The organism is Streptomyces sp. NPDC048623 (assembly GCF_040650755.1).
Classification (GTDB): Bacteria; Actinomycetota; Actinomycetes; order Streptomycetales; family Streptomycetaceae; genus Streptomyces.
Genome location: NZ_JBEZHV010000007.1, coordinates 212,061 through 234,020 on the forward strand (window position 1 = coordinate 212,061; position 21,960 = coordinate 234,020).

The window sequence follows — 21,960 nt, forward strand, 5'->3', positions numbered from 1 at the left end:
CTAGTTCCACTTTTCTAGTCGCTCTTGCCGGCCGGTTCCTTACGGGCCTTCTCCACCGGGCCCCGCCGCACCGAGCCCGGCGCGTTCCACTCCGAGCGCCTGCGCGCCCGCTTCCTCGCGGCCTCGGAGGACTGGAGCTGGTACGGCACCGAGGTCACCATCACGCCCGGCGTGAACAGCAGCCGGCCCTTGAGGCGCAGCGCGCTCTGGTTGTGCAGCAGGTGCTCGTACCAGTGGCCGACCACGTACTCCGGGATGTAGACGGAGACGGCGTCGCGCGGGCTCTCCTGGCGCAGGGTCTTCACGTACTCGATGACCGGCCGGGTGATCTCGCGGTACGGCGAGTCGAGGATCTTCAGCGGTACGTTGATGCCGCGCCGCTCCCACTCCTCCTTCAGCGCCTTGGTCTCCGCCGGGTCGACGTTGACGGTGAGGGCCTCCAGCTCGCTCGCGTGCATGAGCTCGGCGTAGGCGAGGGCGCGCAGGGTGGGCTTGTGGAGCTTGGAGACGAGGACGAGGGAGCGGACCCGGGAGGGGCGTACGTACTCGTCCGGGCGCTGCTCGGCGGCGGCGATCTCCTCGGAGACGGCGTCGTAGTGGCGGCGGATCGCGGTCATCGTCACGTAGAAGATCACCATGCCGAGCAGCGCGACCCAGGCGCCGTGGGTGAACTTGGTGGCCAGGACGACGACCAGGACCAGGCCGGTGAAGAAGGCGCCGAAGGCGTTGATCGCGCGGGAGCGGATCATGTGGCGGCGCTTGGCCGGGTCGCGCTCGGTCTTCAGATGCCGGTTCCAGTGCCGGACCATGCCGGTCTGGCTGAGCGTGAAGGAGACGAAGACGCCCACGATGTAGAGCTGGATGAGGCGCGTCGAGTCGGCGCCGTAGATCCACACGAGGAGGGCGGCGGCGCCGGCGAGCACCACGATGCCGTTGGAGAAGGCGAGGCGGTCGCCGCGGGTGTGCAGCTGGCGCGGCAGGTAGCGGTCCTGGGCGAGGATCGAGCCGAGGAGCGGGAAGCCGTTGTACGCCGTGTTGGCCGCCAGGAAGAGGACGAGCGCGGTGGCGGCGGCGAGCAGGATGAAGAAGAACGTTCCGTCGCCGAAGACGGCGGCGGCGACCTGGGAGATCACCGGGTCCTGGACGTAGCTCGCGCCGACCGGGGTGCCGTTGTTCAGCAGGTCGGTGGCGGGCGTCTCGGCCATCCGGACGTCGGTGGCCATGGCCAGGAAGATGATGCCGCAGAACATGGTGACGGCGAGGCCGCCCATGAGCGCCAGCGTCGTGGCGGCGTTCTTCGACTTCGGCTTGCGGAAGGCGGGCACACCGTTGGAGATCGCCTCGACGCCGGTCAGGGCGGCACAGCCGGAGGAGAAGGCACGGAGCAGCAGGAAGACCAGCGCGAAGCCGGCGAGTCCGCCGTGCTCGGCCCTGATCTCGAAGCCGGCGGTGGGGGCCCGCATGTCGTCGCCGAGGACGAGCCCGCGCCAGGCGCCCCAGAGGATCATGACGAAGACGCCGAAGACGAAGACGTACGTCGGGATGGCGAAGAGGCCGCCGGACTCCTTGACGCCCCGGAGGTTCATCAGGGTGAGGAGAACGATCACCGCGACGGCCGAGGCGACCTTGTGCTCGACGACGAACGGGACGGCGGAGCCGAGGTTCTCGATGCCGGAGGAGATGGAGACCGCGACGGTGAGGACGTAGTCGACGAGCAGGGCGCTCGCGACGGTCAGTCCGGCCTTCGGCCCGAGGTTGGTGGTGGCGACCTCGTAGTCACCGCCGCCGCTGGGGTACGCGTGCACGTTCTGCCGGTACGAGGCGACGACCGTGAACATCAGCACCACGACGGCGAGCGCGATCCACGGGCTGAAGTGGTAGGCCGACAGGCCCGCGACGGAGAGGACGAGGAGCACCTCACCCGGCGCGTACGCCACCGAGGACAGCGGGTCGGAGGCGAAAACGGGAAGGGCGATCCGCTTGGGGAGAAGGGTCTCCCCGAGCTTGTCGCTGCTCAGGGCCCGTCCGATGAGGATCCGTTTGGGCACGTCAGTCAGTTTTGACACGCGGAGGATCGTAAGCGTTAGGAAAGCGTCAAGACCACAGCGGGCCCCGATCGGCACGGAATCTCCCTGGATACCACCGCCGGTGAGGTCCCGGCCACCGTGGCCGCATAAGCTCGGTCCGGACAGCGCGTCGGTGCGCGGTCCGCCGCGGCCGGGCGACTCGGGCCAGGAAAGTTGTGAGCAGGGTGTATTCGCAGGTCAGCAAGACGATCAGGAGTGCGGGGTAAGGGGACGTGCACATCGTCATCATGGGCTGCGGGCGAGTGGGAGCCGCTCTCGCGCAGACCCTCGAACAGCAGGGGCACACCGTCGCGGTCGTGGACCAGGACCCGACGGCCTTCCGCCGGCTGGGCTCGGGCTTCGGCGGCCGCAGGGTCACCGGCGTGGGCTTCGACCAGGACACGCTGCGTGAGGCGGGCATCGAGGAGGCCGGTGCCTTCGCCGCGGTGAGCAGCGGCGACAACTCGAACATCATCGCGGCGCGGGTCGCGCGCGAGATGTTCGGCATCGAGAACGTGGCCGCCCGTATCTACGACCCGCGGCGCGCCGAGGTGTACCAGCGCCTGGGCATTCCGACGGTCGCGACGGTCCGCTGGACCGCCGACCAGATGCTGCGGCGGCTGCTGCCCTCGGGCGCGGAGCCGCTGTGGCGTGACCCGAGCGGCGGAGTGCAGCTCGCCGAGGTGCACACCTCGCCGGCGTGGATCGGGCACAAGATCAGCCGCCTCCAGGACGAGACGGGCGTGCGCGTGGCCTTCCTCACCCGGCTGGGCGAAGCCGTCATCCCGTCCTCGCAGACGGTGCTCCAGGAGGGCGACCTCGTGCACGTCATGATGCGGACGGACGAGATCGACAAGGTCGAGGCAGCCTTCGCCGAGGGTCCCGAGGAGGGCGGTCACTGATGCGTGTCGCTATTGCCGGCGCCGGAGCGGTGGGCCGTTCCATCGCGGGCGAGCTCCTGGAGAACGGCCACGAGGTCCTCCTCATCGACAAGGCCCCGACCGCCATCTCGGTGGAGCGGGTGCCGCAGGCGGAGTGGCTGCTCGCCGACGCCTGTGAGATCACCTCGCTCGACGAGGCGGCGCTGCAGCGCTGCAACGTCGTGATCGCGGCGACCGGTGACGACAAGGTGAACCTGGTCGTCTCGCTGCTCGCCAAGACCGAGTACGGCGTGCCGCGTGTGGTCGCGCGCGTGAACAACCCGAAGAACGAGTGGCTGTTCAACGAGGCGTGGGGCGTGGACGTCGCCGTGTCGACGCCGCGCCTGATGTCGGCCCTGGTCGAGGAGGCGGTGAGCGTCGGCGACCTGGTCCGGCTGCTGCGCTTCAGCCACGGCGACGCCAACCTGGTCGAGCTGACCCTGCCGCCGGAGTCCGCGCTCGCGGGCACGCAGGTCGGCGAGGTGGCCTGGCCGCAGGACACCTCCCTGGTCACCATCATCCGTGGCGCCCGGGTGCTCACCCCGAGCCCGGAGGAGACCCTGGAGGCGGGCGACGAGCTGCTGTTCGTGGCCACGCAGGCGCGCGAGGAGCAGCTGGAGGAGCTGCTCTCGGTCCGCCAGGCGGGCGGCGAGTAGGCCCTACGGAGCTACGGGGAGGGGCCCGGGACCTGTGACAGGTCCCGGGCCCCTTCGCGTAGGCCTGTACGTCTGTACGTCTGTACGCCTGTACGTCTCTGGGCTAGCCGTCCGTACGGCCCTGAGCCGCGGCCTTGCGGGCCTCTTCGGCCTTCTCGGCCTCCTCCTCGGCCTCCATCTCCGCGAACACGTCGATCGGCGGCGGCGCCTTGGCCAGGAAGACCCAGGTCAGATACACCGCGAGCAGGAACGGCGGGATCTTCAGGGCGACCGATACCCAGCCGAACTTGGTCGGGTCGGCCCACCAGTACAGCGGGAAGAGGATCGCGCACTTGCCGAGCAGGATCAGGCCCCAGGCCCAGCTGGCCTTCGCGTACGCCCTCTTGCGGCCCGGGTTGCGGGTGCGCCAGGAGAGGTTCTCCTTGAAGACCGGGCCGAGGAGCAGGCCGATCAGCGGCACGCCGGCCAGGGTCGTGACGATGTACGCCAGGGCCAGGCCGAGGGTGTAGAGCATGCCCGGCAGGTAGAAGTCCTTGGCGTTGCCGGTCATCATCGCGAAGACGACACCGAAGGCGACACCGAAGACGCCGCTGAAGGCGTGCTTGACGGTGTCGCGGCGGATCAGCCGGACGGCCACGAGGACGAGCGAGACCCCGAGCGCGGCGATCGCCGAGACATGCAGGTTCTTGTTGATCGTGTAGATCGTGACGAAGAGCAGTCCGGGCAGGACCGTCTCCACCATGCCGCGCACGCCGCCGAAGGCCTCGAAGAGGGCGGCCTCGGTCACCGCCTTGTCGGTCTGGGCCTGCGGGTCCTGGACCCGGGCGTGCCGCCCGGAGGCCGGCTTGTCGGCGGTCGACGGGTCGGTGGTGGTCGGCTTGTCGACGGACGTCACCGGCTACTCCTGTCCGAGCGGTCGGAGCTCGTATTTGGGGTTGAAGAGGACCCGCCGGCCGCGGCTCATGGAGATGCGGCCGGAGGCGATCAGCTTGCGGCCCGGCTCGATGCCCACGATGGAGCGGCGGCCCAGCCAGACGACGTCCAGCGGGGCCGTGCCGTCGAAGAGCTCGGCCTCCAGCGCGGGCACACCCGCACGGGGGCGCAGGGTGACCGTCCGCAACGTACCAGTCACCTTGACTATCTCGCGGTCGTGGCAGTCGGAGATCCGGGTGCACCCCGAGGCCGCGGAGTCCTCCTGGAGCTCCACCGACTCCAGCTCCTCCTGCGAGGTGGACAGCCGGTCGAGCATGCGGCGGAAGCGCCCGGCGGGCTTCTCTGTACGCGGTGCGGCACTCATACAGAAAGCGTACCGGCCGCCGCCGACGGCCCGGCCGGGACCGGACTCAGTGTTCGAAGCGGTAGCCCATGCCCGGCTCGGTGACGAAGTGGCGCGGATGCGAGGGATCCTGCTCCAGCTTGCGCCGCAGCTGCGCCATGTAGACCCGCAGATAGTTGGTCTCGGTGCCGTACGAGGGGCCCCAGACCTCCTGGAGCAGCTGCTTCTGGCTCACCAGGCGGCCGCTGTTGCGGACCAGCACCTCCAGGAGGTGCCACTCGGTCGGGGTGAGCCGGACGTCCCTGCCGGACCGGTGCACCTTCTTGGCGGCCAGGTCGACGGTGAAGTCCGAGGTCTCGACGACCACGACGCCGTCCTCGCGGCCGACCGGCTCGGCGCGGCGGACGGCGGCGCGCAGCCGGGCGAGCAGCTCGTCCATGCCGAAGGGCTTGGTGACGTAGTCGTCGGCGCCGGCGTCGAGCGCCTCGACCTTCTCGTCGGAGGTCTGCCGGGCGGAGAGCACCAGGATCGGCACCCGGGTCCAGCCGCGCAGGCCCTTGATCACCTCGACGCCGTCCATGTCGGGCAGGCCGAGGTCGAGGACGACGACATCGGGATGGCGCTCGGCGGCGAGCCGGAGGGCGGTGGCGCCGTCGGGCGCCGCGTCGACCTCGTACTTCCGTGCCTTGAGGTTGATCACCAGGGCGCGGACGATCTGTGGCTCGTCGTCGACCACGAGGACCCGGGTCATGAAGAATGGCCTTCCTGTTGGTTGGTGCAGGGAGTGTTACGGGCCGGGCCCGGGTCACGTGAACGTGTGGAGGGTCTCCTGGGCGGCCGCCCTGGTGTCCGGGGGCGGCGGCGCGGAGCCGCGGGCCGTGCGCAGGGTGAGCACCATGGTCAGGCCGCCGCCGGGGGTGTCCTCGGCGGCGAGGGTGCCGCCCATGGCCTCGACGAAGCCGCGGGCGACCGCGAGGCCGAGGCCCACGCCGGCGCCGCGCGGGGCGTCGCCGAAGCGCTGGAAGGGCTCGAAGATGCCGTCCTTGCCCTCGTCCGGGACGCCGGGGCCGCGGTCGGTGACGCGCAGTTCGAGGCGTTCGCCGAGGATGCTGGCGGAGACGAGCACGGGGACGCCGGCGGGGCTGTACTTGACCGCGTTCTCGACGATGTTCGCGACGGCCCGCTCCAGCAGGCCGCGGTCGACGTCGACCATGGGAAGCGTCTCGGGGATGTCGAGCTCGACGCTGCCGTCGGGGACGCCGCCGAGGGCCATGGGGACGACCTCGTCGAGGTCGGTGGCGCGGATGAGCGGGGTGACGGTGCCGGTCTGGAGCCGCGACATGTCGAGCAGGTTCCCGACGAGGTGGTCGAGCCGGTCGGCACCCTCCTCGATGCCTTCGAGGAGCAGCGCCCGGTCCTCCTCGGACCATTCGACGTCGTCGGAGCGGAGCGAGGAGACGGAGGCCTTGATGCCGGCGAGCGGGGTGCGCAGGTCGTGGCTGACGGCGGCGAGCAGCGAGGTGCGGATCTTGTTGCCCTCGGCGAGCTTGCGGGCCTCCTCGGCCTCGTCGACCAGCCGCTGCCGGTCGAGGACGACGGCGGCCTGGGCGGCGAAGGCGCCGAGGACACGCCGGTCCTCGGCGGGCAGCACCCGGCCGTTGAGGGCGAGCGCCAGACGGTCGCCGACGGGCATGTCGACGTCGGCATCCTCGGGCCGGACCGCCGGGTGGGCGCCGACGCTCGCGGCGCAGGTCCAGGGTTCGAGGTCGTCGGTGCGCTCCAGGAGGGCGACGGACTCCATGGAGAAGGTCTCCCGGACCCGTTCGAGCAGGGCCTCCAGGCTGGTCTCTCCGCGCAGCACGCTGCCGGCGAGGTAGGACAGCACCTCGGACTCGGCACGCAGCCGGGCGGCCTGCTGGGTGCGCCGGGCGGCGAGGTCGACCACGGAGGCCACGGACATGCCGACGGCGAAGAAGACGGCGATGGCCACGATGTTCAGCGGGTCGGCGATGGTCAGCCGGTGCAGCGGCGGGGTGAAGAACCAGTTGAGCAGCAGGGAGCCGAAGGCCGCCGAGGCCAGGGCCGGCAGGAAGCCGCCGAGGAGCGCGGAGGCGACCGTCAGGGTGAGGAAGAGCAGCATGTCGTTGGCGAGGCCGAGGTCCGCGTCGACATGGGTGAGCAGCAGGGTGAGCAGGGCGGGTCCGGCGATGCCGACCAGCCAGCCCCACAGAATCCGGGCACGGCCGAGCCGGGCACCGCGCGCCACGGGCAGGCCGCGGCCCTTGTTGGCCTCCTCGTGGGTCACGATGTGCACGTCGAGGTCGGGGCCCGACTCGCGGGCCACGGTCTGGCCGACGCCCGGCCCGAAGACGTACTGCCAGGTGCGGCGCCGGCTGGAGCCGAGCACGATCTGGGTGGCGTTGACGCCCCGGGCGAACTCCAGGAGGGCGTGCGGCACGTCGTCGCCTATCACGTGGTGGAACGTGCCGCCGAGGTCCTCGACGAGCGTCCGCTGCACCGCGAGCTCCTTCGGCGAGGCCGCGGTGAGGCCGTCGCTGCGGGAGATGTAGACGGCCAGGACCTCGCCGCCCGCGCCCTTCTCGGCGAGCCGGGCGGCGCGCCGTATCAGGGTGCGGCCCTCAGGGCCGCCGGTGAGGCCGACGACGATCCGCTCCCGGGCCTGCCAGGTGGAGCGGATGTTGTGCTCGCCCCGGTACTGCCGCAGGTACTCGTCGACCCGGTCGGCGGTCCACAGCAGCGCCAGCTCGCGCAGCGCCGTCAGGTTCCCCGGCCGGAAGTAGTTCGACAGGGCCGCGTCGACCTTGTCCGGCTGGTAGATGTTGCCGTGCGCCATCCGCCGCCGCAGCGCCTGCGGCGACATGTCGACCAGCTCGATCTGGTCGGCCCGCCGCACCACCTCGTCCGGCACGGTCTCCCGCTGCCGCACCCCGGTGATCGACTCGACCACGTCGCCGAGCGACTCCAGGTGCTGGATGTTCACCGTCGAGATCACGTCGATCCCGGCGGCGAGCAGTTCCTCGACGTCCTGCCAGCGCTTGGCGTTGCGCGAGCCCGGCACATTGGTGTGCGCGAGCTCGTCCACCAGGGCCACGGCCGGCTTCCGTGCCAGGACCGCGTCCACGTCCATCTCGGAGAAGACGCCGCCCCGGTGGTCGAGCCGCCGCCGGGGTATCTGCTCCAGGCCGTGCAGCATCACCTCGGTACGCGGCCGGCCGTGGTGCTCGACGAACGCGACGACCACGTCCGTGCCGCGCTCGACACGGCGGTGCGCCTCGGAGAGCATCGCGTACGTCTTGCCGACGCCCGGTGCCGCTCCCAGGTAGATCCGGAGTCTGCCGCGTCCCATGCCAAGACCTTACGTCCAGCTAATCGGACATTCCGCACGGGTGGCGGCGCTCGGGGCCGTCTTGACGTGATCCTGATGCATCCGGCCGGAAGGCTGATGAGCAGCTGATGAGCGGCCTTGTCCGTGCTCGGACAGCCTCGTCAGTGCTCGATGATCTCGCCGTCGCGCAGCTCCAGGACCCGGTCCGCGAGGCCGAGGAGCTGGGAGTCGTGGGTGGCGACCAGGGCCGTGCAGCCCTCGCTGCGCACCACGGCCCGCAGCAGCTCCATGACCGCGAGGCCGGTCTCGGCGTCCAGCTGTCCGGTCGGCTCGTCGGCTATCAGCAGCGCGGGCCGGTTGGCGAGGGCGCGGGCGATGGCGACCCGCTGCTGCTGGCCGCCGGAGAGCTCTCCGGGGCGCTGGGCGGTGTGATCGGCGAGCCCGACGAGGGCGAGGAGCAGGGCGACGCGGTCCTCGCGCTCCTTCGGGTCGGCCTTGCGCAGCCGCATCGGCACACCGACGTTCTCCGCGGCGGTGAGGATCGGTATGAGCCCGAAGGACTGGAAGATGAATCCGATCCGGTCCCGCCGCAGTTCGAGCAGTCCCTCCTCGCCGAGATCGGCGAGGTCGGTGCCGTCGATGACGATGCGCCCCTCGTCGGCGGTGTCCAGGCCGCCCACCAGGTTGAGCAGCGTGGTCTTGCCGGAGCCGGAGCGGCCCTTGAGGGCGACCAGCTCGCCGCGCGGGACGTCGAAGGACACACCCCGCAGGGCGTGCACGGCCGCTGCCCCCGTCCCGTACGACCGGTGCAGGTTCTCCACCCGGACCATCGGCGCGGCCGCCGGGTCGTCGAGGACGGCCGTGCCGGTCCGCGCGTTGCTCTCACTCACCTGGTACCCCCCTGGTTCGAACGTGTGCGCCGCCAGTATGTGCATGGGGCGGGCGCCGGTGCCAGGCCTGTGGAAAACCCGGTTGCCCCGGGCACCCGTCGGTTGCCGAAAAGCCCGGTGGGCCGCTCCCGCCACGCCCGTACCTGGTGTACGGGCGGGGAGGAACGGCCCACCGGGCCTGCTCACCTCGTGGGCGTCAGCGGATCCGTGTCACCGCATCCGTGCCACCGCATTCATGTCAGCGCATCCGTGTCAGCGGATCTCGGAGATCTCCGGACCGCGCTGCAGCTGGCCCATGCCGCCGGAGAAGCGGGAGCCGGACTGGTCCTCCTGCTGCACGCCGTCCGGCACCATCTGGGCGTCGCTGGGCAGCTTGAGGACGATCGGGTCGCGCGGGGCCATCGGGCCCTCGCCGCGCACGACCACGGTGTCCCGGACGATCTGCTCCAGGAGCCCCGCGGCCTCGGGCTGCACCGCACCCTGCCCGGAGATCACACCGCGCAGGAACCAGCGCGGGCCGTCGACGCCGACGAAGCGCACCAGCTGGACGCCCCGGTTGCCGTCGGGCAGCTGCACCGGGACCTGGGCGCGCAGCTCCCAGCCCAGCGGGCCCTCGATCTCCTCGATGGCACCGCCCTGCTGGGTGATGCCGGTCGCGATCTCGTCGCGGACCTCGCCCCAGATGCCCTCCTTCTTGGGGGCGGCGAAGGCCTGGAGCTGCACGGCGCTGTCGCGCAGCACGACGGTGGCCGCGACGATCGCGTCGCCCGCCACCTCGACCCGAAGCTCCATGCCCTCGACGCCGGGCACGAAGATGCCGCCGAGGTCCACGCGGCCCTCCTCCGGCCTGCTGACCTCGGAGATGTCCCACGGACCGTCGGGCCGGGGCGCCGGCGGAAGGTTCACCCGGCGCTGCCCCTCGGCGGCGTCGGCCGTGTCTTCGGTGTCCACCGCGTCGACGACCTGCTCGGCGGCGTCCTCGGCGGCACCGCTCTTCTTGCGACGTCCGAACACGTCACTGTCCTTCCCGGTCGGATACGACCGAAGCGTATCGATTCCCACCCGTAGTGCCGTCCACGGCGGCATGACCGCCGGTGGACCCGAAGCCCCCCTCGGCCCGCGCGGAGCCGGGAAGCTCCGCGACCTCGTGGAAGCGCACCTTCTCGACCTGCTGGACGACCAGTTGGGCAATCCGGTCGAATCGTTCGAACCGCACGCTCTCGCGCGGATCCAGATTGACGACGATCACCTTGATCTCTCCACGGTACCCGGCATCGACCGTCCCCGGGGCATTGACCAGCGCGACGCCGCAGCGGGCGGCCAGCCCGGAGCGCGGATGCACGAAGGCCGCGTAGCCGTCCGGCAGCGCGATGGAGACGCCGGTGGGCAGCACGGCCCGCTCCCCCGGGGCGAGCACGGCGGCCTCGGTGGTCACCAGATCGGCACCGGCGTCACCGGGGTGCCCGTACGCGGGGAGCGGCACCTCCGGGTCCACTCGGCGGATGAGTACGTCGACGGGATTGCGCATCAGGGGTTCACCTCGAAGGCGCGGGCGCGCCTGACCTGGTCGGGGTCGGACATGGCCGCCCGGATCTCCTCCGGGCGCCCGTTGTCGATGAAGTGGTCGACCTTGACCTCGATGAAGAGGGCGTCGGCGCGGACGGCGACGGGGCCCTCGGGCCCGCCGATCCGGCCGACGGCGGTCGAGTAGATCTTGCGGCCGTGCACGGCGGTGACCTCGGCCTGGAGGTGGAGCACGGTGCCGACCGGGACGGGCCGGGCGAAGTCGGTCTCCAGGCGCCCGGTCACGGCGATGACCCGCAGCAGCCAGTTCAGGGAGCCGAGGGTCTCGTCGAGCGCGGTGGCGAGCACGCCGCCGTGCGCGAGGCCGGGAGCGCCCTGGTGGTCGGGGGTCACGGTGAACTCCGCGGTGACCGTCACGCCCTCGCCCGCGCGCGCCTCCAGGTGCAGCCCGTGGGACTGCCCGCCGCCGCACCCGAAGCAGTACTCGTAGTGCGCACCGAGCGGCTCGCCGGGGACGGGCGCGTCGGGGTGGCGTACCGGCGCTATGGCGTCGGCCGGCGGGGTGAGAGCGGCAGATGTTCCAGTCACAGGCGCAGACCTTACCCGCGCGGCCGGGCGCGGGTCGCGCCGTGCCAAGCTTGGGGGCATGCAGCAGCCTTCCGCGCCCTCCACCGCCCCGAGCTTCGACGAACGTCTGACCGCGCCCCGGTCCTGGTGGCTGATCGCGGCCCTCCTCGGCCTGTCCGGCGCCCTGATCATGCTCCCGCTGGGTATCGTGCCGGCGCTCGCCGGGCTGATCGTGGCGACGGCGCTCGCCGGGGCGGGCGTCTCCTCGTACGGCTCCGCCCGGATCCGGGTGGTCGCGGGCTCGCTGGTCGCGGGGGAGGCACGGATTCCGGCGTCGGCGCTGGGGGTGCCCGAGGTGCTCGACGCCGAGGAGGCGCGCGCGTGGCGCACGTACAAGGCCGACCCGCGCGCGTTCATGGTGATGCGCGGCTATGTGCCGACGGCGGTGCGGGTCGAGGTGACGGACCCGGCGGACCCGACCCCGTACGTCTATCTGTCCAGCCGTGATCCCCAGGCGCTCGCGACGGCCCTGGAGGCGGCCCGCGCCGAGGCGCGCTAGCCGCACGACGGGCCACGAAGGGCCACGAAGAACACCGACGGTCCTGGGGCCGGCCGACCGGCCCGCAGGAAACCCGTGAGGGCCCCAGGGGCCCTCCAGGGGCTAGAAGCCGATCTCCTTGGGGTTCTCCGGCTGCTCCAGGGGAGGCAGGGCCGGGAGGGCGTCCCAGGGGATCTGGCGGGCCCGCAGGTCCTTGCGGACGTGCGCGGCGACCTTCTTGGTGTCGCGCCGGTTCATCACGGCGCCGACGGCCGCGCCGACCATGAACGGGGTGAGGTTCGGCAGGTTGCGCATCATGCGCTTCATGATCTGCTGGCGCAGTTCGCGCTTCATCTGACCGCCGAGCGCCGCGTTGACCGTGGTCGGCTTGGTGGGGTCGATGCCGCGCTCCTCGGTCCACGAGACCAGGTACGCGGTGGAGCGCTGGGTGAGCGAGCCCGGCGGCCGCAGGCCGTAGACCTCGTGCAGCTCGGCGATGAGTTTGAGCTCGATGGCGGCGACGCCGGTGATCTCGGCGGCCAGCTCGGCGGGCATCGCGGGCGGCACGGGCAGCATGGCGGCGGCGCCGACGCCGGCTCCGACGGTGGCGCTGGCGTTGGCCGCGCCGGAGATCAGTCTGTCGGCGATCTGCTCGGGCCCGAGGCCCGGGAACTGCCGCCGGAGGGTCGCCAGGTCGCGTACGGGGACGCGCGGGGCGATCTCCATGACGCGGTCCGCGAGATAGCCGATGCCGGCCTTCGCGCCCTGGCCGCCGCGCCTGACTCCGCGCCGTACGGCTTCGATGCGGGCGCTGTCGAGCTTGATGCGGTCGAGCTGGACGCGCGCGGGATTGGCCACGCGCCGCAGGACGCCGCGCCCGCCGGCGCTGTCACCGGTGCCGGTGCCCTCGTGGGTGCCGTCGCGGCCGGTGTCCGGGGTGCTGCCGTCCACGGGGGCGACCGCTCCGTCAGGAGCGGGCGGCCGGTGACCGGCGGGGTCCGGCGCGCCGGATGCTTCGAGCGAGGCCGCGGGGCCTCGCTCGTCGTCACGTGCGCCAGGTGCGGGCAGGAGGGCGGAGTGCTCGGCGGAGGGAGCGTCCATGACGCCCTCTGCCGGGCCCGAGCCGCCCTGGTACGCCTTCGGCCTCCCGGGGAGCCGGAGCCGTCGCTTCCGAGACGGTGTGTCGCCTGCCACGGCCACTCGATCTCAGTCGCAGTCGCGGCAGATCGGCTGACCGTTCTTCTCCCGGGCCAGCTGGCTCCGGTGGTGCACGAGGAAGCAGCTCATGCAGGTGAACTCGTCCGCCTGCTTGGGCAGGACCCGGACGGCCAACTCCTCGTTCGAGAGGTCGGCGCCCGGGAGCTCCAGGCCCTCGGCGGCCTCGAACTCGTCGACGTCGACGGTCGAGGTCGACTTGTCGTTCCGCCGGGCCTTCAGTTCCTCAAGGCTGTCCGAGTCGACGTCGTCGTCGGTCTTGCGTGGGGTGTCGTAATCCGTTGCCATGTCTGCTCTCCCCCTCTGGGTGGTTGCGGTGTCTCCAGCGCACGTAACGCGTGAGAGGCCGGACTTGTGCCCGACCTGAGGCGGAGATTTTGCCTCACATCAAGGTCTGTTACTCAATCGACACCCAATCCGCCCTCTCACGAGTGACCGGCGTTGGGTGGCGAAGCGGACCGTACACGGTCCTGTGGCGCTCCCTCACGGGTGCCACCCCGTGTACTTCCCGTCATTCAACCCCTCGGAAACCCGGACTTTTCCGGGTTTTCCGAGGGAATTCGCGGACACGGAGAGTGGAGAGCCGGACACTCTTTCCTGTGATCGATCACACAGAACGACCAGGATAAAGAGAAGCGGAAATTCAGCGCAAAGCGAACAAATCCGGTCGGCTTCGTGCAGTGTGTCAGGTCGGCAGCGTGACACGCATCACGAGTCCGCCGCCCTCGCGCGGCTCGGCGATGATACGGCCGCCGTGCGCCCGCGCGACGGAGCGCGCGATCGACAGGCCGAGGCCGACGCCCTTGTCACTCCCCGTGCGCTCCTGACGGAGGCGCCGGAATGGCTCGAAAAGGTTGTCGATCTCGTATGCCGGGACGACCGGCCCCGTGTTGGACACCTCGAGGACCGCCTGGCCCTCCGCCACGGTGGTGACGACCTCCACCCAGCCGTCCTCCGGCACGTTGTACCGGACGGCGTTCTGCACCAGGTTCAGGGCGATCCGCTCCAGGAGCACACCGTTGCCCTGGACCACGGCCGGGGCCCGCTCGCCGCGGAACTCCACGCCCTTGGCCTCGGCCTCGGAGCGTGTCTGGTCCATGGCCCGCGAGGCCACCTCGGCCAGGTCCACCGCTTTGCGCTCGACGATCTCGTTGTCGCTGCGGGCGAGCAGCAGCAGGCCCTCGACCAGCTGCTCACTGCGCTCGTTGGTCGCGAGCAGGGTCTTGCCGAGCTGCTGGATCTCCACCGGCGCCGCCGGGTCGGAGAGCGTGACCTCCAGGAGCGTGCGGTTGATCGCCAGCGGCGTGCGCAGCTCGTGCGAGGCGTTGGCGACGAAGCGCTGCTGGGCGCTGAAGGCCCGCTCCAGGCGCTCCAGCATCTCGTCGAAGGTGTCGGCGAGCTCCTTCAGCTCGTCGTCCGGCCCGTCCAGCTCGATGCGCCGGGACAGGTCGGTGCCGGCCACCTGGCGGGCGGTCCGGGTGATCCGGCCGAGCGGCGAGAGCACCCGGCCGGCCATGGCGTAGCCGAAGGCGAAGGCGATGATGCTCAGGCCGAGCAGGGCGAACAGGGAGCGCCGCAGCAGGTCGTCCAGGGCCAGGTCGCTCTGGTGCCGCACACACATGGAGACGGCGTTGTTGAGCTGGTCGCCGGTGGACTTGTCGGGCAGCTGGCACCAGTCGGTGGTGGCCGTGACCGTGCCGCTGACCACCTTGAAGGGCAGGGTGGCGGTGGTGTCCCGGACGGCCTGCGCGGTGAACAGGTAGATGATCGCCAGCAGGATGATGCCGGCGATCAGGAACATCCCGCCGTAGAGCAGGGTGAGCCTTATCCGGATGGTGGGGCGCAGCAGCGGGCGAACCGGGTCCCGGGGGTCCCAGTGCGGTTTCGGCGGCGCGTTGACGGTCGTGGTGTTCGAGGCCATCGGCTCAGATCCGGTATCCCGAGCCGGGGACGGTGACGATCACCGGTGGCTCGCCGAGCTTGCGGCGCAGGGTCATCACCGTGACGCGGACGACGTTGGTGAACGGGTCGGTGTTCTCGTCCCAGGCCTTCTCCAGGAGCTGCTCGGCCGAGACGACCGCGCCCTCGCTGCGCATCAGGACCTCCAGGACGGCGAACTCCTTCGGCGCGAGCTGGACCTCCTTGCCGTCGCGGAAGACCTCGCGGCGGTTGGGGTCGAGCTTGATGCCGGCCCGCTCCAGGACGGGCGGCAGCGGCACGGAGGTGCGCCGCCCCAGGGCGCGGACGCGGGCGGTGAGCTCGCTGAAGGCGAAGGGCTTGGGCAGGTAGTCGTCGGCGCCGAGCTCCAGGCCCTCGACCCGGTCGCTGACGTCGCCGGAGGCGGTCAGCATCAGCACCCGGGTGGGCATGCCGAGCTCGACGATCTTGCGGCAGACGTCGTCGCCGTGGACCAGGGGCAGGTCGCGGTCGAGCACCACGACGTCGTAGTCGTTGACCCCGACGCGCTCCAGGGCGGCGGCCCCGTCGTACACGACGTCGACCGCCATGGCCTCCCGGCGCAGACCGGTGGCCACCGCATCCGCGAGGAGCTGCTCGTCCTCGACGACGAGTACGCGCACGTCCGTAAGTCCTTTCCTGGGCGCCCTGGTCCCGCATGCGGACCGGGCGGCTCTGCGCACTGACTGTGCGTGTCCATCCTGCCCCGAACGCCCGTAAACCGGCTGTAAGGCGGGGTGCGCGGGCGGCGGGGCCGCCGTACGGCGCCGGATCCGCCCGGTCCGGGCGGGCCGGCCGCGCGGGGCGCCGGAAGAATTCACCTGGTTCACGGGCCAGTTGAGGTTTCCGCCCACAAAGGGCTGGGGAGGACGACTGCACACCCCGCGATCACACCCTGTAGGTGGCGTGCCACCTACCGCTCTCTGTCCCCCAGAGATGGCAGTGCGTGATCCACCCACCCCCGGCACTCCCCGTGCCACCGACCCACGACGAGGGGGCGCACGATGGACGCTTTCACCGCAGGACTGCTGCACCGCATCAGGACCACGCAGTCGGACCTCACGCGCGCTCGCGAGGCGGGCGACGACTTCCTTGTGGAGGTCGAGCAGGCCGAGCTTGACGACCTGCACCGCCTGGCCGCCGAACACGGCGTGGAGGTCGGCGCCTCCCGCGCCTGACCCCGCGAACGCGGAAGGGCCCCCGGAGCCATCGGCTCCGGGGGCCCTTCCGTATGCCGGCCGTCAGGCACCACCCTTCCTGGCCGCCCTCGCACTGCTCGGCCCCAGGGGGCCTCACAGGCTTCGGACGCCTGGCCGGACTCCGTCCGGCGGGCGGGGCCCGACCGGCCTCAGTCGTGCCAGGCACCCGCCCGCTCCAGGAACTCCTGGAGCATCCCGAACAGGCCCTCCGGGGCGGCGAGGAGCAGCTCGCCGGAGGCGCGCTCCCCCGCCCGGCCACCGGTCAGGGCACCCGCCTCGCGCGCGATCAGCTCGCCCGCGGCCAAGTCCCAGGGGTTGAGGCCGCGCTCGTAGTACGCGTCGAACCGGCCGGCCGCGACGTCGCAGAGGTCGATGGCCGCGGAGCCGCCGCGGCGGATGTCACGGACCTGCGGGAGCAGCTGTGCGACCACCTCGGCCTGGTGGGCGCGGCGCTCCTGGACGTAGCCGAAGCCGGTCGCGACCAGGGCCTGGCCGAGCTCCGGGGAGGGCCGGACGGCGAGCGACCGGTCGCCGAGCCGGGCGCCGCCGCCCAGGACGGCGTGGAAGGTCTCACCGCGCATCGGGACCTCGACGACGCCGACGACGGTCTCGCCGTCCCGCTCGGCCGCGATGGAGACGGCCCAGGTCGGGAGGCCGTAGAGGTAGTTCACGGTGCCGTCGAGCGGGTCGATGACCCAGCGCACACCACTGGTGCCGGTGGTCGCGGCGCCCTCCTCGCCGAGGAGGCCGTCGTGCGGGCGGTGCTCGGCGAGGAAGCCGGTGATCAGCTTCTCGGCGGCGATGTCCATCTCGGTGACCACGTCGACGGCGCTGGTCTTCGTCTGGGCCACGGCCAGGTCGTCGGGCCGCCCGTCGCGCAGCAGCTCGCCGGCCCGGCGGCCGGCCTCCAGGGCCAGCTCGTGCAGTTCGGACAGCAGGGGATCGGTCATGCCTCGGGCTCCTTGGGCATCACGGGTCGGGCGTGGGGATCGGGCGTACGGGTCAGGCGTACGGGCTGTCGGCGCCGGCGGCCGCCGGACGCTCCGTCCGGCCGGGGCAGCAGCCGATCGGGCACAGGTCGTGGGAGGCCCCGAGGGTGCCCAGGGCGCAGCGCTCGACGCGCTGTCCGCGCTCGCTCGCGGCGCGCTCCAGGATCATCTCGCGCACGGCCGCGGCGAACCGGGGGTCGGCCCCGACGGTCGCCGAGCGCCGCACCGGGAGCCCCAGCTCGGCGGCCTTGGCGGTGGCCTCGGTGTCGAGGTCGTACCGGACCTCCATGTGGTCCGAGACGAAGCCGATGGGGACCATGACGACGGCCGGGGTGCCGGCGCCGTGCAGCGCCTCCAGGTGGTCGCAGATGTCGGGCTCCAGCCACGGCATGTGCGGGGCGCCGCTGCGCGACTGGTAGACGAGCTGCCAGGGGTGCTCGACGCCGGTCTCCTCGCGGACCGCGTCGGCGATCAGGCGCGCCACGTCGAGGTGCTGCTTCACATAGGCGCCGCCCTCGCCGTGCTCGGAGGCGGGACCGGACGTGTCGGCGGCGGAGTCGGGGATGGAGTGGGTGGTGAAGGCGAGGTGGGCCCCGTCCCGTACGGAGGCGTCGAGCCCGTCGAGGGAGGCGAGCACGCCCTCGATCATGGGGCGGACGAAGCCGGGGTGGTTGAAGTAGTGCCGGAGCTTGTCGATGCGGGGCAGCGGCAGCCCCTCCGCCTCCAGCTCGGCGAGCGAGTCCGCGAGGTTCTCCCGGTACTGGCGGCAGCCGGAGTAGGAGGCGTACGCGCTGGTGGCGAGGACGGCGATGTGGCGCCGTCCGTCGGTGATCATCTCGCGCAGGGTGTCGGTGAGGTACGGCGCCCAGTTCCGGTTCCCCCAGTAGACCGGCAGGTCGAGGCCGGCCTCGGCGAAGTCCGCGCGCAGGGCGTCGAGCAGGGCGCGGTTCTGGTCGTTGATGGGACTGACGCCGCCGAAGAGGAAGTAGTGCTGCCCCACTTCCTTCAGCCGTTCCTTGGGGATGCCGCGGCCGCGGGTCACGTTCTCCAGGAACGGGACCACGTCGTCCGGGCCCTCGGGGCCTCCGAAGGAGAGCAGCAACAGGGCGTCGTACGGGGCGGGATCGTGCTCGTCGGACATGCACCGATCCTCCCACCCGGGGCTGACAGCCGGTGGCGCGGCCCGACCGGGGAGAGCGGCCGGAAAAGCGAGTGACCAGATCAGTTCGAAGCCGTAGGCTTTAGCCGTTAACTCATGCCGCTGATTCACGGCGCTGATTCACGGCGCTGATTCACACCGCTGTTTCACGGCGCTGACTCACGCCGCTGATTCATGAGGGTGCGTCCGCCCACGCGAGCGCGTGCACCCTGCCCGAGCCCGGAGATCCCCTTGGCCAGTCCCTATCGCGCGATCTTCGCGGCCCCCGGGAGCACGTCCTTCTCCCTCGCCGGCTTCGTCGGCCGCATGCCGCTGTCCATGATGGGCATCGGCATCGTGACCATGATTTCGCAGGTCACCGGGCGTTACGGGCTCGCCGGCGCGCTGTCCGCGACGCTGGCGCTCTCGGCCGCCGCGCTCGGCCCGCTGATCTCCCGGCTCGTCGACCGCCACGGGCAGCGCCGGGTGCTGCGCCCGGCCACCCTGATCTCGCTGACGGCCGCCGCCGGGCTGCTGCTGTGCGTGACCTTCGAGGCCCCGGACTGGACCCTGTTCGTGTTCACGGCCTGCGTCGGCACCGTACCGAGCCTCGGCGCGATGACCCGGGCGCGGTGGGCGGAGCTCTACCGGGGCGACGCGCAACGGCTGCACACCGCCTACTCGTGGGAGTCGATCGTCGACGAGGTGTGCTTCATCTTCGGCCCGATCATCTCGATCGGCCTGTCGACCACCTGGTTCCCCGAGGCGGGCCCGCTGCTCGCCGGTGCCTTCCTCGCCGTCGGCGTCTTCTGGCTGACCGCGCAGCGCGCCACCGAACCGGCCCCGCACCCGCGCGAGACCCACTCCGGCGGCTCGGCGCTCCGCTCCCCCGGCCTCCAGGTGCTCGCCCTGGCCTTCGTCGCCACCGGCGCCGTCTTCGGCTCGGTGGACGTGGTCACCGTCGCCTTCGCCGAGGAGCAGGGCCACAAGTCCGCCGCGAGCCTGGTGCTCGCCGTGTACGCGCTGGGCTCGTGCCTGGCCGGCGCGGTCTTCGGGCTGCTCCGGGTCAAGGGCGAGCCGGCGGTGCGCTGGCTCGTGGGCGTGGGCGCGATGGCCGTGAGTATGATCCCCCTCCTACTGGCCGGGAACCTGCCGTTGCTGGCCGTGGCGCTCTTTGTCGCGGGCCTCTCCATCGCACCGACGATGGTGACCACGATGGCCCTCGTCGAAGCGCACGTACCGCGCACCAAACTGACCGAGGGCATGACCTGGACAGGGACCGGGCTCGCGATCGGTGTGGCGCTCGGCTCCTCGGCCGCCGGCTGGGTGGTCGACGCGTCCGGGGCGGAGTCGGGGTACGTGGCGCCCGTCGTCTCGGGTGCGCTCGCGGTCGCCGTGGCACTCCTCGGCCACCGCCGGCTGCGCAGGCCGGCGCCGACGCGGGAGGGGCAGCTTGAGCAGGTCGACGACGCAGCCGGGGCCGATCAGCGGGCCGGCGAGCGGCAGGACGGCGAGCGGCACATGGCGTAACTGGGCGGGGAACGTCACCTCCCGCCCCGTACGGGAGGTGAGCCCGGCCTCCGCCGAGGAGCTCGCCGACGCGATACGCGGGGCGGCCGAGGACGGACTGCGGGTGAAGACGGTCGGCACCGGCCACTCCTTCACCTCCGTCGCCGCCACCGACGGGGTGCTCGTACGGCCCCATCTGCTGACCGGCATCCGCCGGATCGACCGCGAGGCGATGACCGTGACCGTGGAGTCCGGCACTCCGCTGAAGCGGCTCAACACGGCGCTCGCGCGCGAGGGCCTGTCGCTCACGAACATGGGCGACATCATGGAGCAGACGGTCGCCGGCGCCACCTCCACCGGCACCCACGGCACCGGGCGCGACTCCGCCTCGATCGCCGCGCAGATCCGCGGGATCGAACTGGTCACCGCCGACGGCACCCTGATGACCTGCTCGGCCACCGAGAACCCCGAGGTCTTCGCCGCCGCCCGGATCGGTCTCGGCGCGCTCGGTGTGATCACCGCCCTGACCTTCGCCGTGGAGCCGGTCTTCCTGCTCACCGCGCGCGAGGAGCCGATGTCCTTCGGCCGCGTGACCTCGGAGTTCGACCAGCTGCATGCGGAGAACGAGCACTTCGAGTTCTACTGGTTCCCGCACACCGACAACTGCAACACCAAGCGCAACAACCGCAGCGCCGGCCCCGCCGCCCCGGTGGGCCGGGTCAGCGGCTGGGTCGAGGACGAGCTGCTGTCCAACGGCGTCTTCCAGCTGGCGTGTTCGCTGGGCCGGGCCGTGCCGCCGGTCATCCCTGCGCTCGCGAAGGTCTCCAGCCGCGCCCTGTCCGCCCGTACGTACACGGACATCCCGTACAAGGTCTACACCTCGCCGCGCCGGGTCCGCTTCCTGGAGATGGAGTACGCGCTGCCCCGCGAGGCGGCCGTCTCCGCGCTGCGCGAGCTGAAGGCGATGATCGAGCGCTCGCCGCTGAAGGTGAGCTTCCCGGTGGAGGTGCGGACGGCGCCGGCCGACGACATCGCGCTGTCCACGGCCTCGGGCCAGGAGTCCGTGTACATCGCCGTGCATCTCTACAAGGGCACGCCCCACCGCGCGTACTTCACGGCGGTGGAGCGCATCATGACGGAGCACGGCGGGCGCCCCCACTGGGGCAAGGTCCACACCCGGGACGCCGCCTACTTCGAGAAGGTCTACCCGCGCTTCGGCGAGTTCACGGCGCTGCGCGACCGGCTGGACCCGGACCGGCGCTTCGCGAACGACTACCTGCGCAGGGTGCTCGGCGACTGACGGTCACCCGGCCGACATCACCCGGCGTCCGTCGCGGGCGGGCTCGCGGACTCGGTGGCGGGCGGGGTGGTCGCAGGCGGCGTGGTGCCGGTCCCGCCGGTGGGCCCGGTGGAGCCGGACGGAGTCGGGGTCTCGGTCGGGGTACCGGTCGGCTCGGGGGTCGCCGTGCCGGTCCCGCCGCCGGCGGGAGTGTCACCCGGAGTCGGCGTCGCCGTGCCGGCCCCGCCCTCCTGCCGGGGCGTCGGGGACGGCCCGTCGTCCCCCTTCCCGCCGTCGCCGGCGGGGTCGCCGCCCCGCACCACCGAGCCGAAGGTCGTGGTGCCCTTGGTGCCGCCGAGGTCCTGACCGGAGGTCAGCTCGTACGCGGTGATGCCGCCCATCGCGAGCAGGAAGACCGCGGCAGCGCCGAGGGCAGGCCGCTTCCAGCCGCGCATCCGGGTGCCGTGGACGGTGGGTTCGCCGAACTCCCCCTGCGCCTGGGGCCGCTGCGATTCCTTCGCGGGGGCGGTGCCGGACTGTCTGCCCTGCTGGGTGACCTCGCGCATCTGCTCACCGGTGCGCTTGAAGAGGTGCTGCAGCACCGGGCCGCCGCAGGTGGCGATGACGCTGATCACACCGGCGCCGAGGATGGTGCCGTAGACCCCGAGACTGGAGGCGAGCTTGGCGGCGACGACGGCGGCGAGCGCGCTGCCCGCCACCTGAGGGACGCTCAGGCCGAACCGTTTCTTCTCGTCCCCGCTCCGCTCCGTGCCGCTGTCCGGCGTGTGACGCATCTCCAACACCCGCTTGTTCATTCGTTCCACCGTGCACCCAGAAGGGACAAATGGGCGAAGGGATTAGTTCCGTTTCCGGCGCTTCTGTGAAGAGCGAC

The 21,960-nt window shown here is 71.8% G+C and carries 22 protein-coding genes; 6 read left to right on the forward strand and 16 right to left on the reverse strand.

The window, feature by feature from the left end:
* Positions 1–14 precede the first annotated feature (14 nt).
* Positions 15–2,066, reverse strand: coding sequence for an APC family permease (locus AB0C73_RS13280; RefSeq protein WP_362528447.1), 2,052 nt, complete (start codon positions 2,064–2,066; stop codon positions 15–17).
* Between the two features lie 233 nt (positions 2,067–2,299).
* Between AB0C73_RS13280 and AB0C73_RS13285 the strand changes: the two genes are divergently transcribed.
* Both AB0C73_RS13285 and AB0C73_RS13290 read left to right on the forward strand, forming a co-directional pair.
* Entirely contained in the window at positions 2,300–2,968 is a 669-nt protein-coding gene (locus AB0C73_RS13285) for a TrkA family potassium uptake protein (protein WP_362528449.1), read from the forward strand.
* Positions 2,968–3,642 (forward strand): TrkA family potassium uptake protein, encoded by a 675-nt coding sequence (locus AB0C73_RS13290; RefSeq protein WP_362528452.1) that lies wholly within the window; start codon positions 2,968–2,970, stop codon positions 3,640–3,642. Before AB0C73_RS13285 ends, AB0C73_RS13290 begins: the two co-directional genes overlap by 1 nt.
* Positions 3,643–3,745: 103 nt before the next feature.
* Here the strand turns inward: AB0C73_RS13290 and AB0C73_RS13295 are convergent, their stop codons facing one another.
* The 8 genes from AB0C73_RS13295 to AB0C73_RS13330 form a co-directional block, all read right to left on the reverse strand.
* The gene (locus AB0C73_RS13295) at positions 3,746–4,537 is read right to left on the reverse strand and encodes a DUF3159 domain-containing protein (RefSeq protein WP_362528455.1); all 792 of its coding nucleotides are present in this window, start codon (positions 4,535–4,537) and stop codon (positions 3,746–3,748) included.
* Between the two features lie 3 nt (positions 4,538–4,540).
* Entirely contained in the window at positions 4,541–4,939 is a 399-nt protein-coding gene (locus AB0C73_RS13300; protein WP_362528458.1) for an OB-fold nucleic acid binding domain-containing protein, read from the reverse strand.
* Between the two features lie 46 nt (positions 4,940–4,985).
* Complete coding sequence (locus AB0C73_RS13305; protein WP_362528460.1) at positions 4,986–5,669, reverse strand: response regulator; 684 nt, start codon at positions 5,667–5,669, stop codon at positions 4,986–4,988.
* A 54-nt stretch (positions 5,670–5,723) separates the two neighbouring features.
* Positions 5,724–8,285 carry a sensor histidine kinase KdpD gene (locus tag AB0C73_RS13310; protein WP_362528461.1) on the reverse strand — a complete coding sequence of 854 codons (2,562 nt, stop codon included), beginning with the start codon at positions 8,283–8,285 and terminating at the stop codon, positions 5,724–5,726.
* 140 nt (positions 8,286–8,425) lie between these two features.
* Positions 8,426–9,094 (reverse strand): ABC transporter ATP-binding protein, encoded by a 669-nt coding sequence (locus AB0C73_RS13315; protein WP_362528711.1) that lies wholly within the window; start codon positions 9,092–9,094, stop codon positions 8,426–8,428.
* Between the two features lie 312 nt (positions 9,095–9,406).
* Positions 9,407–10,168: a DUF3710 domain-containing protein gene (locus AB0C73_RS13320; RefSeq protein WP_362528463.1), complete on the reverse strand. Its 762-nt coding sequence runs from the start codon at positions 10,166–10,168 to the stop codon at positions 9,407–9,409.
* 1 nt (position 10,169) lies between these two features.
* Positions 10,170–10,682, reverse strand: coding sequence for a dUTP diphosphatase (gene dut / locus AB0C73_RS13325; RefSeq protein WP_362528465.1), 513 nt, complete (start codon positions 10,680–10,682; stop codon positions 10,170–10,172).
* Entirely contained in the window at positions 10,682–11,266 is a 585-nt protein-coding gene (locus tag AB0C73_RS13330) for a PaaI family thioesterase (protein WP_362528468.1), read from the reverse strand. Before AB0C73_RS13330 ends, dut begins: the two co-directional genes overlap by 1 nt.
* A 58-nt stretch (positions 11,267–11,324) precedes the next feature.
* Here AB0C73_RS13330 and AB0C73_RS13335 point away from each other — a divergent pair, with 58 nt between their 5' ends.
* Positions 11,325–11,804 carry a DUF3093 domain-containing protein gene (locus AB0C73_RS13335; RefSeq protein ID WP_362528471.1) on the forward strand — a complete coding sequence of 160 codons (480 nt, stop codon included), beginning with the start codon at positions 11,325–11,327 and terminating at the stop codon, positions 11,802–11,804.
* A gap of 102 nt (positions 11,805–11,906) precedes the next feature.
* Here the strand turns inward: AB0C73_RS13335 and AB0C73_RS13340 are convergent, their stop codons facing one another.
* The 4 genes from AB0C73_RS13340 to AB0C73_RS13355 form a co-directional block, all read right to left on the reverse strand.
* On the reverse strand, positions 11,907–12,977 hold the full coding sequence (locus tag AB0C73_RS13340; RefSeq protein WP_362528473.1) for a hypothetical protein: 1,071 nt from the start codon (positions 12,975–12,977) through the stop codon (positions 11,907–11,909).
* A 12-nt stretch (positions 12,978–12,989) separates the two neighbouring features.
* Positions 12,990–13,286 (reverse strand): DUF4193 domain-containing protein, encoded by a 297-nt coding sequence (locus tag AB0C73_RS13345; protein ID WP_003955561.1) that lies wholly within the window; start codon positions 13,284–13,286, stop codon positions 12,990–12,992.
* Positions 13,287–13,683: 397 nt separating this feature from the next.
* On the reverse strand, positions 13,684–14,919 hold the full coding sequence (locus tag AB0C73_RS13350) for a HAMP domain-containing sensor histidine kinase (protein WP_362528475.1): 1,236 nt from the start codon (positions 14,917–14,919) through the stop codon (positions 13,684–13,686).
* 4 nt (positions 14,920–14,923) lie between these two features.
* Entirely contained in the window at positions 14,924–15,577 is a 654-nt protein-coding gene (locus AB0C73_RS13355) for a response regulator transcription factor (protein WP_265864944.1), read from the reverse strand.
* 381 nt (positions 15,578–15,958) lie between these two features.
* Between AB0C73_RS13355 and AB0C73_RS13360 the strand changes: the two genes are divergently transcribed.
* Positions 15,959–16,132: a hypothetical protein gene (locus AB0C73_RS13360; RefSeq protein ID WP_362528478.1), complete on the forward strand. Its 174-nt coding sequence runs from the start codon at positions 15,959–15,961 to the stop codon at positions 16,130–16,132.
* A gap of 170 nt (positions 16,133–16,302) precedes the next feature.
* Here AB0C73_RS13360 and AB0C73_RS13365 read toward each other — a convergent pair whose 3' ends face one another.
* A complete protein-coding gene (locus AB0C73_RS13365) occupies positions 16,303–17,103 on the reverse strand; it encodes an inositol monophosphatase family protein (RefSeq protein ID WP_362528480.1) in 801 nt (266 codons plus the stop codon).
* A gap of 52 nt (positions 17,104–17,155) precedes the next feature.
* Positions 17,156–18,283, reverse strand: coding sequence for a ferrochelatase (locus AB0C73_RS13370; protein WP_362528483.1), 1,128 nt, complete (start codon positions 18,281–18,283; stop codon positions 17,156–17,158).
* Positions 18,284–18,532: 249 nt separating this feature from the next.
* Here AB0C73_RS13370 and AB0C73_RS13375 point away from each other — a divergent pair, with 249 nt between their 5' ends.
* Positions 18,533–19,810 (forward strand): MFS transporter, encoded by a 1,278-nt coding sequence (locus AB0C73_RS13375; protein WP_362528484.1) that lies wholly within the window; start codon positions 18,533–18,535, stop codon positions 19,808–19,810.
* Complete coding sequence (locus AB0C73_RS13380; RefSeq protein WP_362528714.1) at positions 19,764–21,089, forward strand: D-arabinono-1,4-lactone oxidase; 1,326 nt, start codon at positions 19,764–19,766, stop codon at positions 21,087–21,089. Before AB0C73_RS13375 ends, AB0C73_RS13380 begins: the two co-directional genes overlap by 47 nt.
* Before the next feature lie 17 nt (positions 21,090–21,106).
* Here AB0C73_RS13380 and AB0C73_RS13385 read toward each other — a convergent pair whose 3' ends face one another.
* A complete protein-coding gene (locus AB0C73_RS13385) occupies positions 21,107–21,883 on the reverse strand; it encodes a hypothetical protein (RefSeq protein WP_362528486.1) in 777 nt (258 codons plus the stop codon).
* Positions 21,884–21,960 lie beyond the last annotated feature (77 nt).

Excerpts from the sequence above, each read along its gene's own strand:
- AB0C73_RS13290 (WP_362528452.1), top strand. The coding sequence starts at position 2,968 with ATGCGTGTCGCTATTGCCGGCGCCGGAGCGGTGGGCCGTTCCATCGCG.
- AB0C73_RS13300 (WP_362528458.1), bottom strand. The coding sequence starts at position 4,939 with ATGAGTGCCGCACCGCGTACAGAGAAGCCCGCCGGGCGCTTCCGCCGC.
- AB0C73_RS13305 (WP_362528460.1), bottom strand. The coding sequence starts at position 5,669 with ATGACCCGGGTCCTCGTGGTCGACGACGAGCCACAGATCGTCCGCGCC.
- AB0C73_RS13310 (WP_362528461.1), bottom strand. The coding sequence starts at position 8,285 with ATGGGACGCGGCAGACTCCGGATCTACCTGGGAGCGGCACCGGGCGTC.
- AB0C73_RS13315 (WP_362528711.1), bottom strand. The coding sequence starts at position 9,094 with ATGGTCCGGGTGGAGAACCTGCACCGGTCGTACGGGACGGGGGCAGCG.
- dut (WP_362528465.1), bottom strand. The coding sequence starts at position 10,682 with ATGCGCAATCCCGTCGACGTACTCATCCGCCGAGTGGACCCGGAGGTG.
- AB0C73_RS13335 (WP_362528471.1), top strand. The coding sequence starts at position 11,325 with ATGCAGCAGCCTTCCGCGCCCTCCACCGCCCCGAGCTTCGACGAACGT.
- AB0C73_RS13345 (WP_003955561.1), bottom strand. The coding sequence starts at position 13,286 with ATGGCAACGGATTACGACACCCCACGCAAGACCGACGACGACGTCGAC.
- AB0C73_RS13350 (WP_362528475.1), bottom strand. The coding sequence starts at position 14,919 with ATGGCCTCGAACACCACGACCGTCAACGCGCCGCCGAAACCGCACTGG.
- AB0C73_RS13360 (WP_362528478.1), top strand. The coding sequence starts at position 15,959 with ATGGACGCTTTCACCGCAGGACTGCTGCACCGCATCAGGACCACGCAG.
- AB0C73_RS13365 (WP_362528480.1), bottom strand. The coding sequence starts at position 17,103 with ATGACCGATCCCCTGCTGTCCGAACTGCACGAGCTGGCCCTGGAGGCC.
- AB0C73_RS13370 (WP_362528483.1), bottom strand. The coding sequence starts at position 18,283 with ATGTCCGACGAGCACGATCCCGCCCCGTACGACGCCCTGTTGCTGCTC.
- AB0C73_RS13385 (WP_362528486.1), bottom strand. The coding sequence starts at position 21,883 with ATGAACAAGCGGGTGTTGGAGATGCGTCACACGCCGGACAGCGGCACG.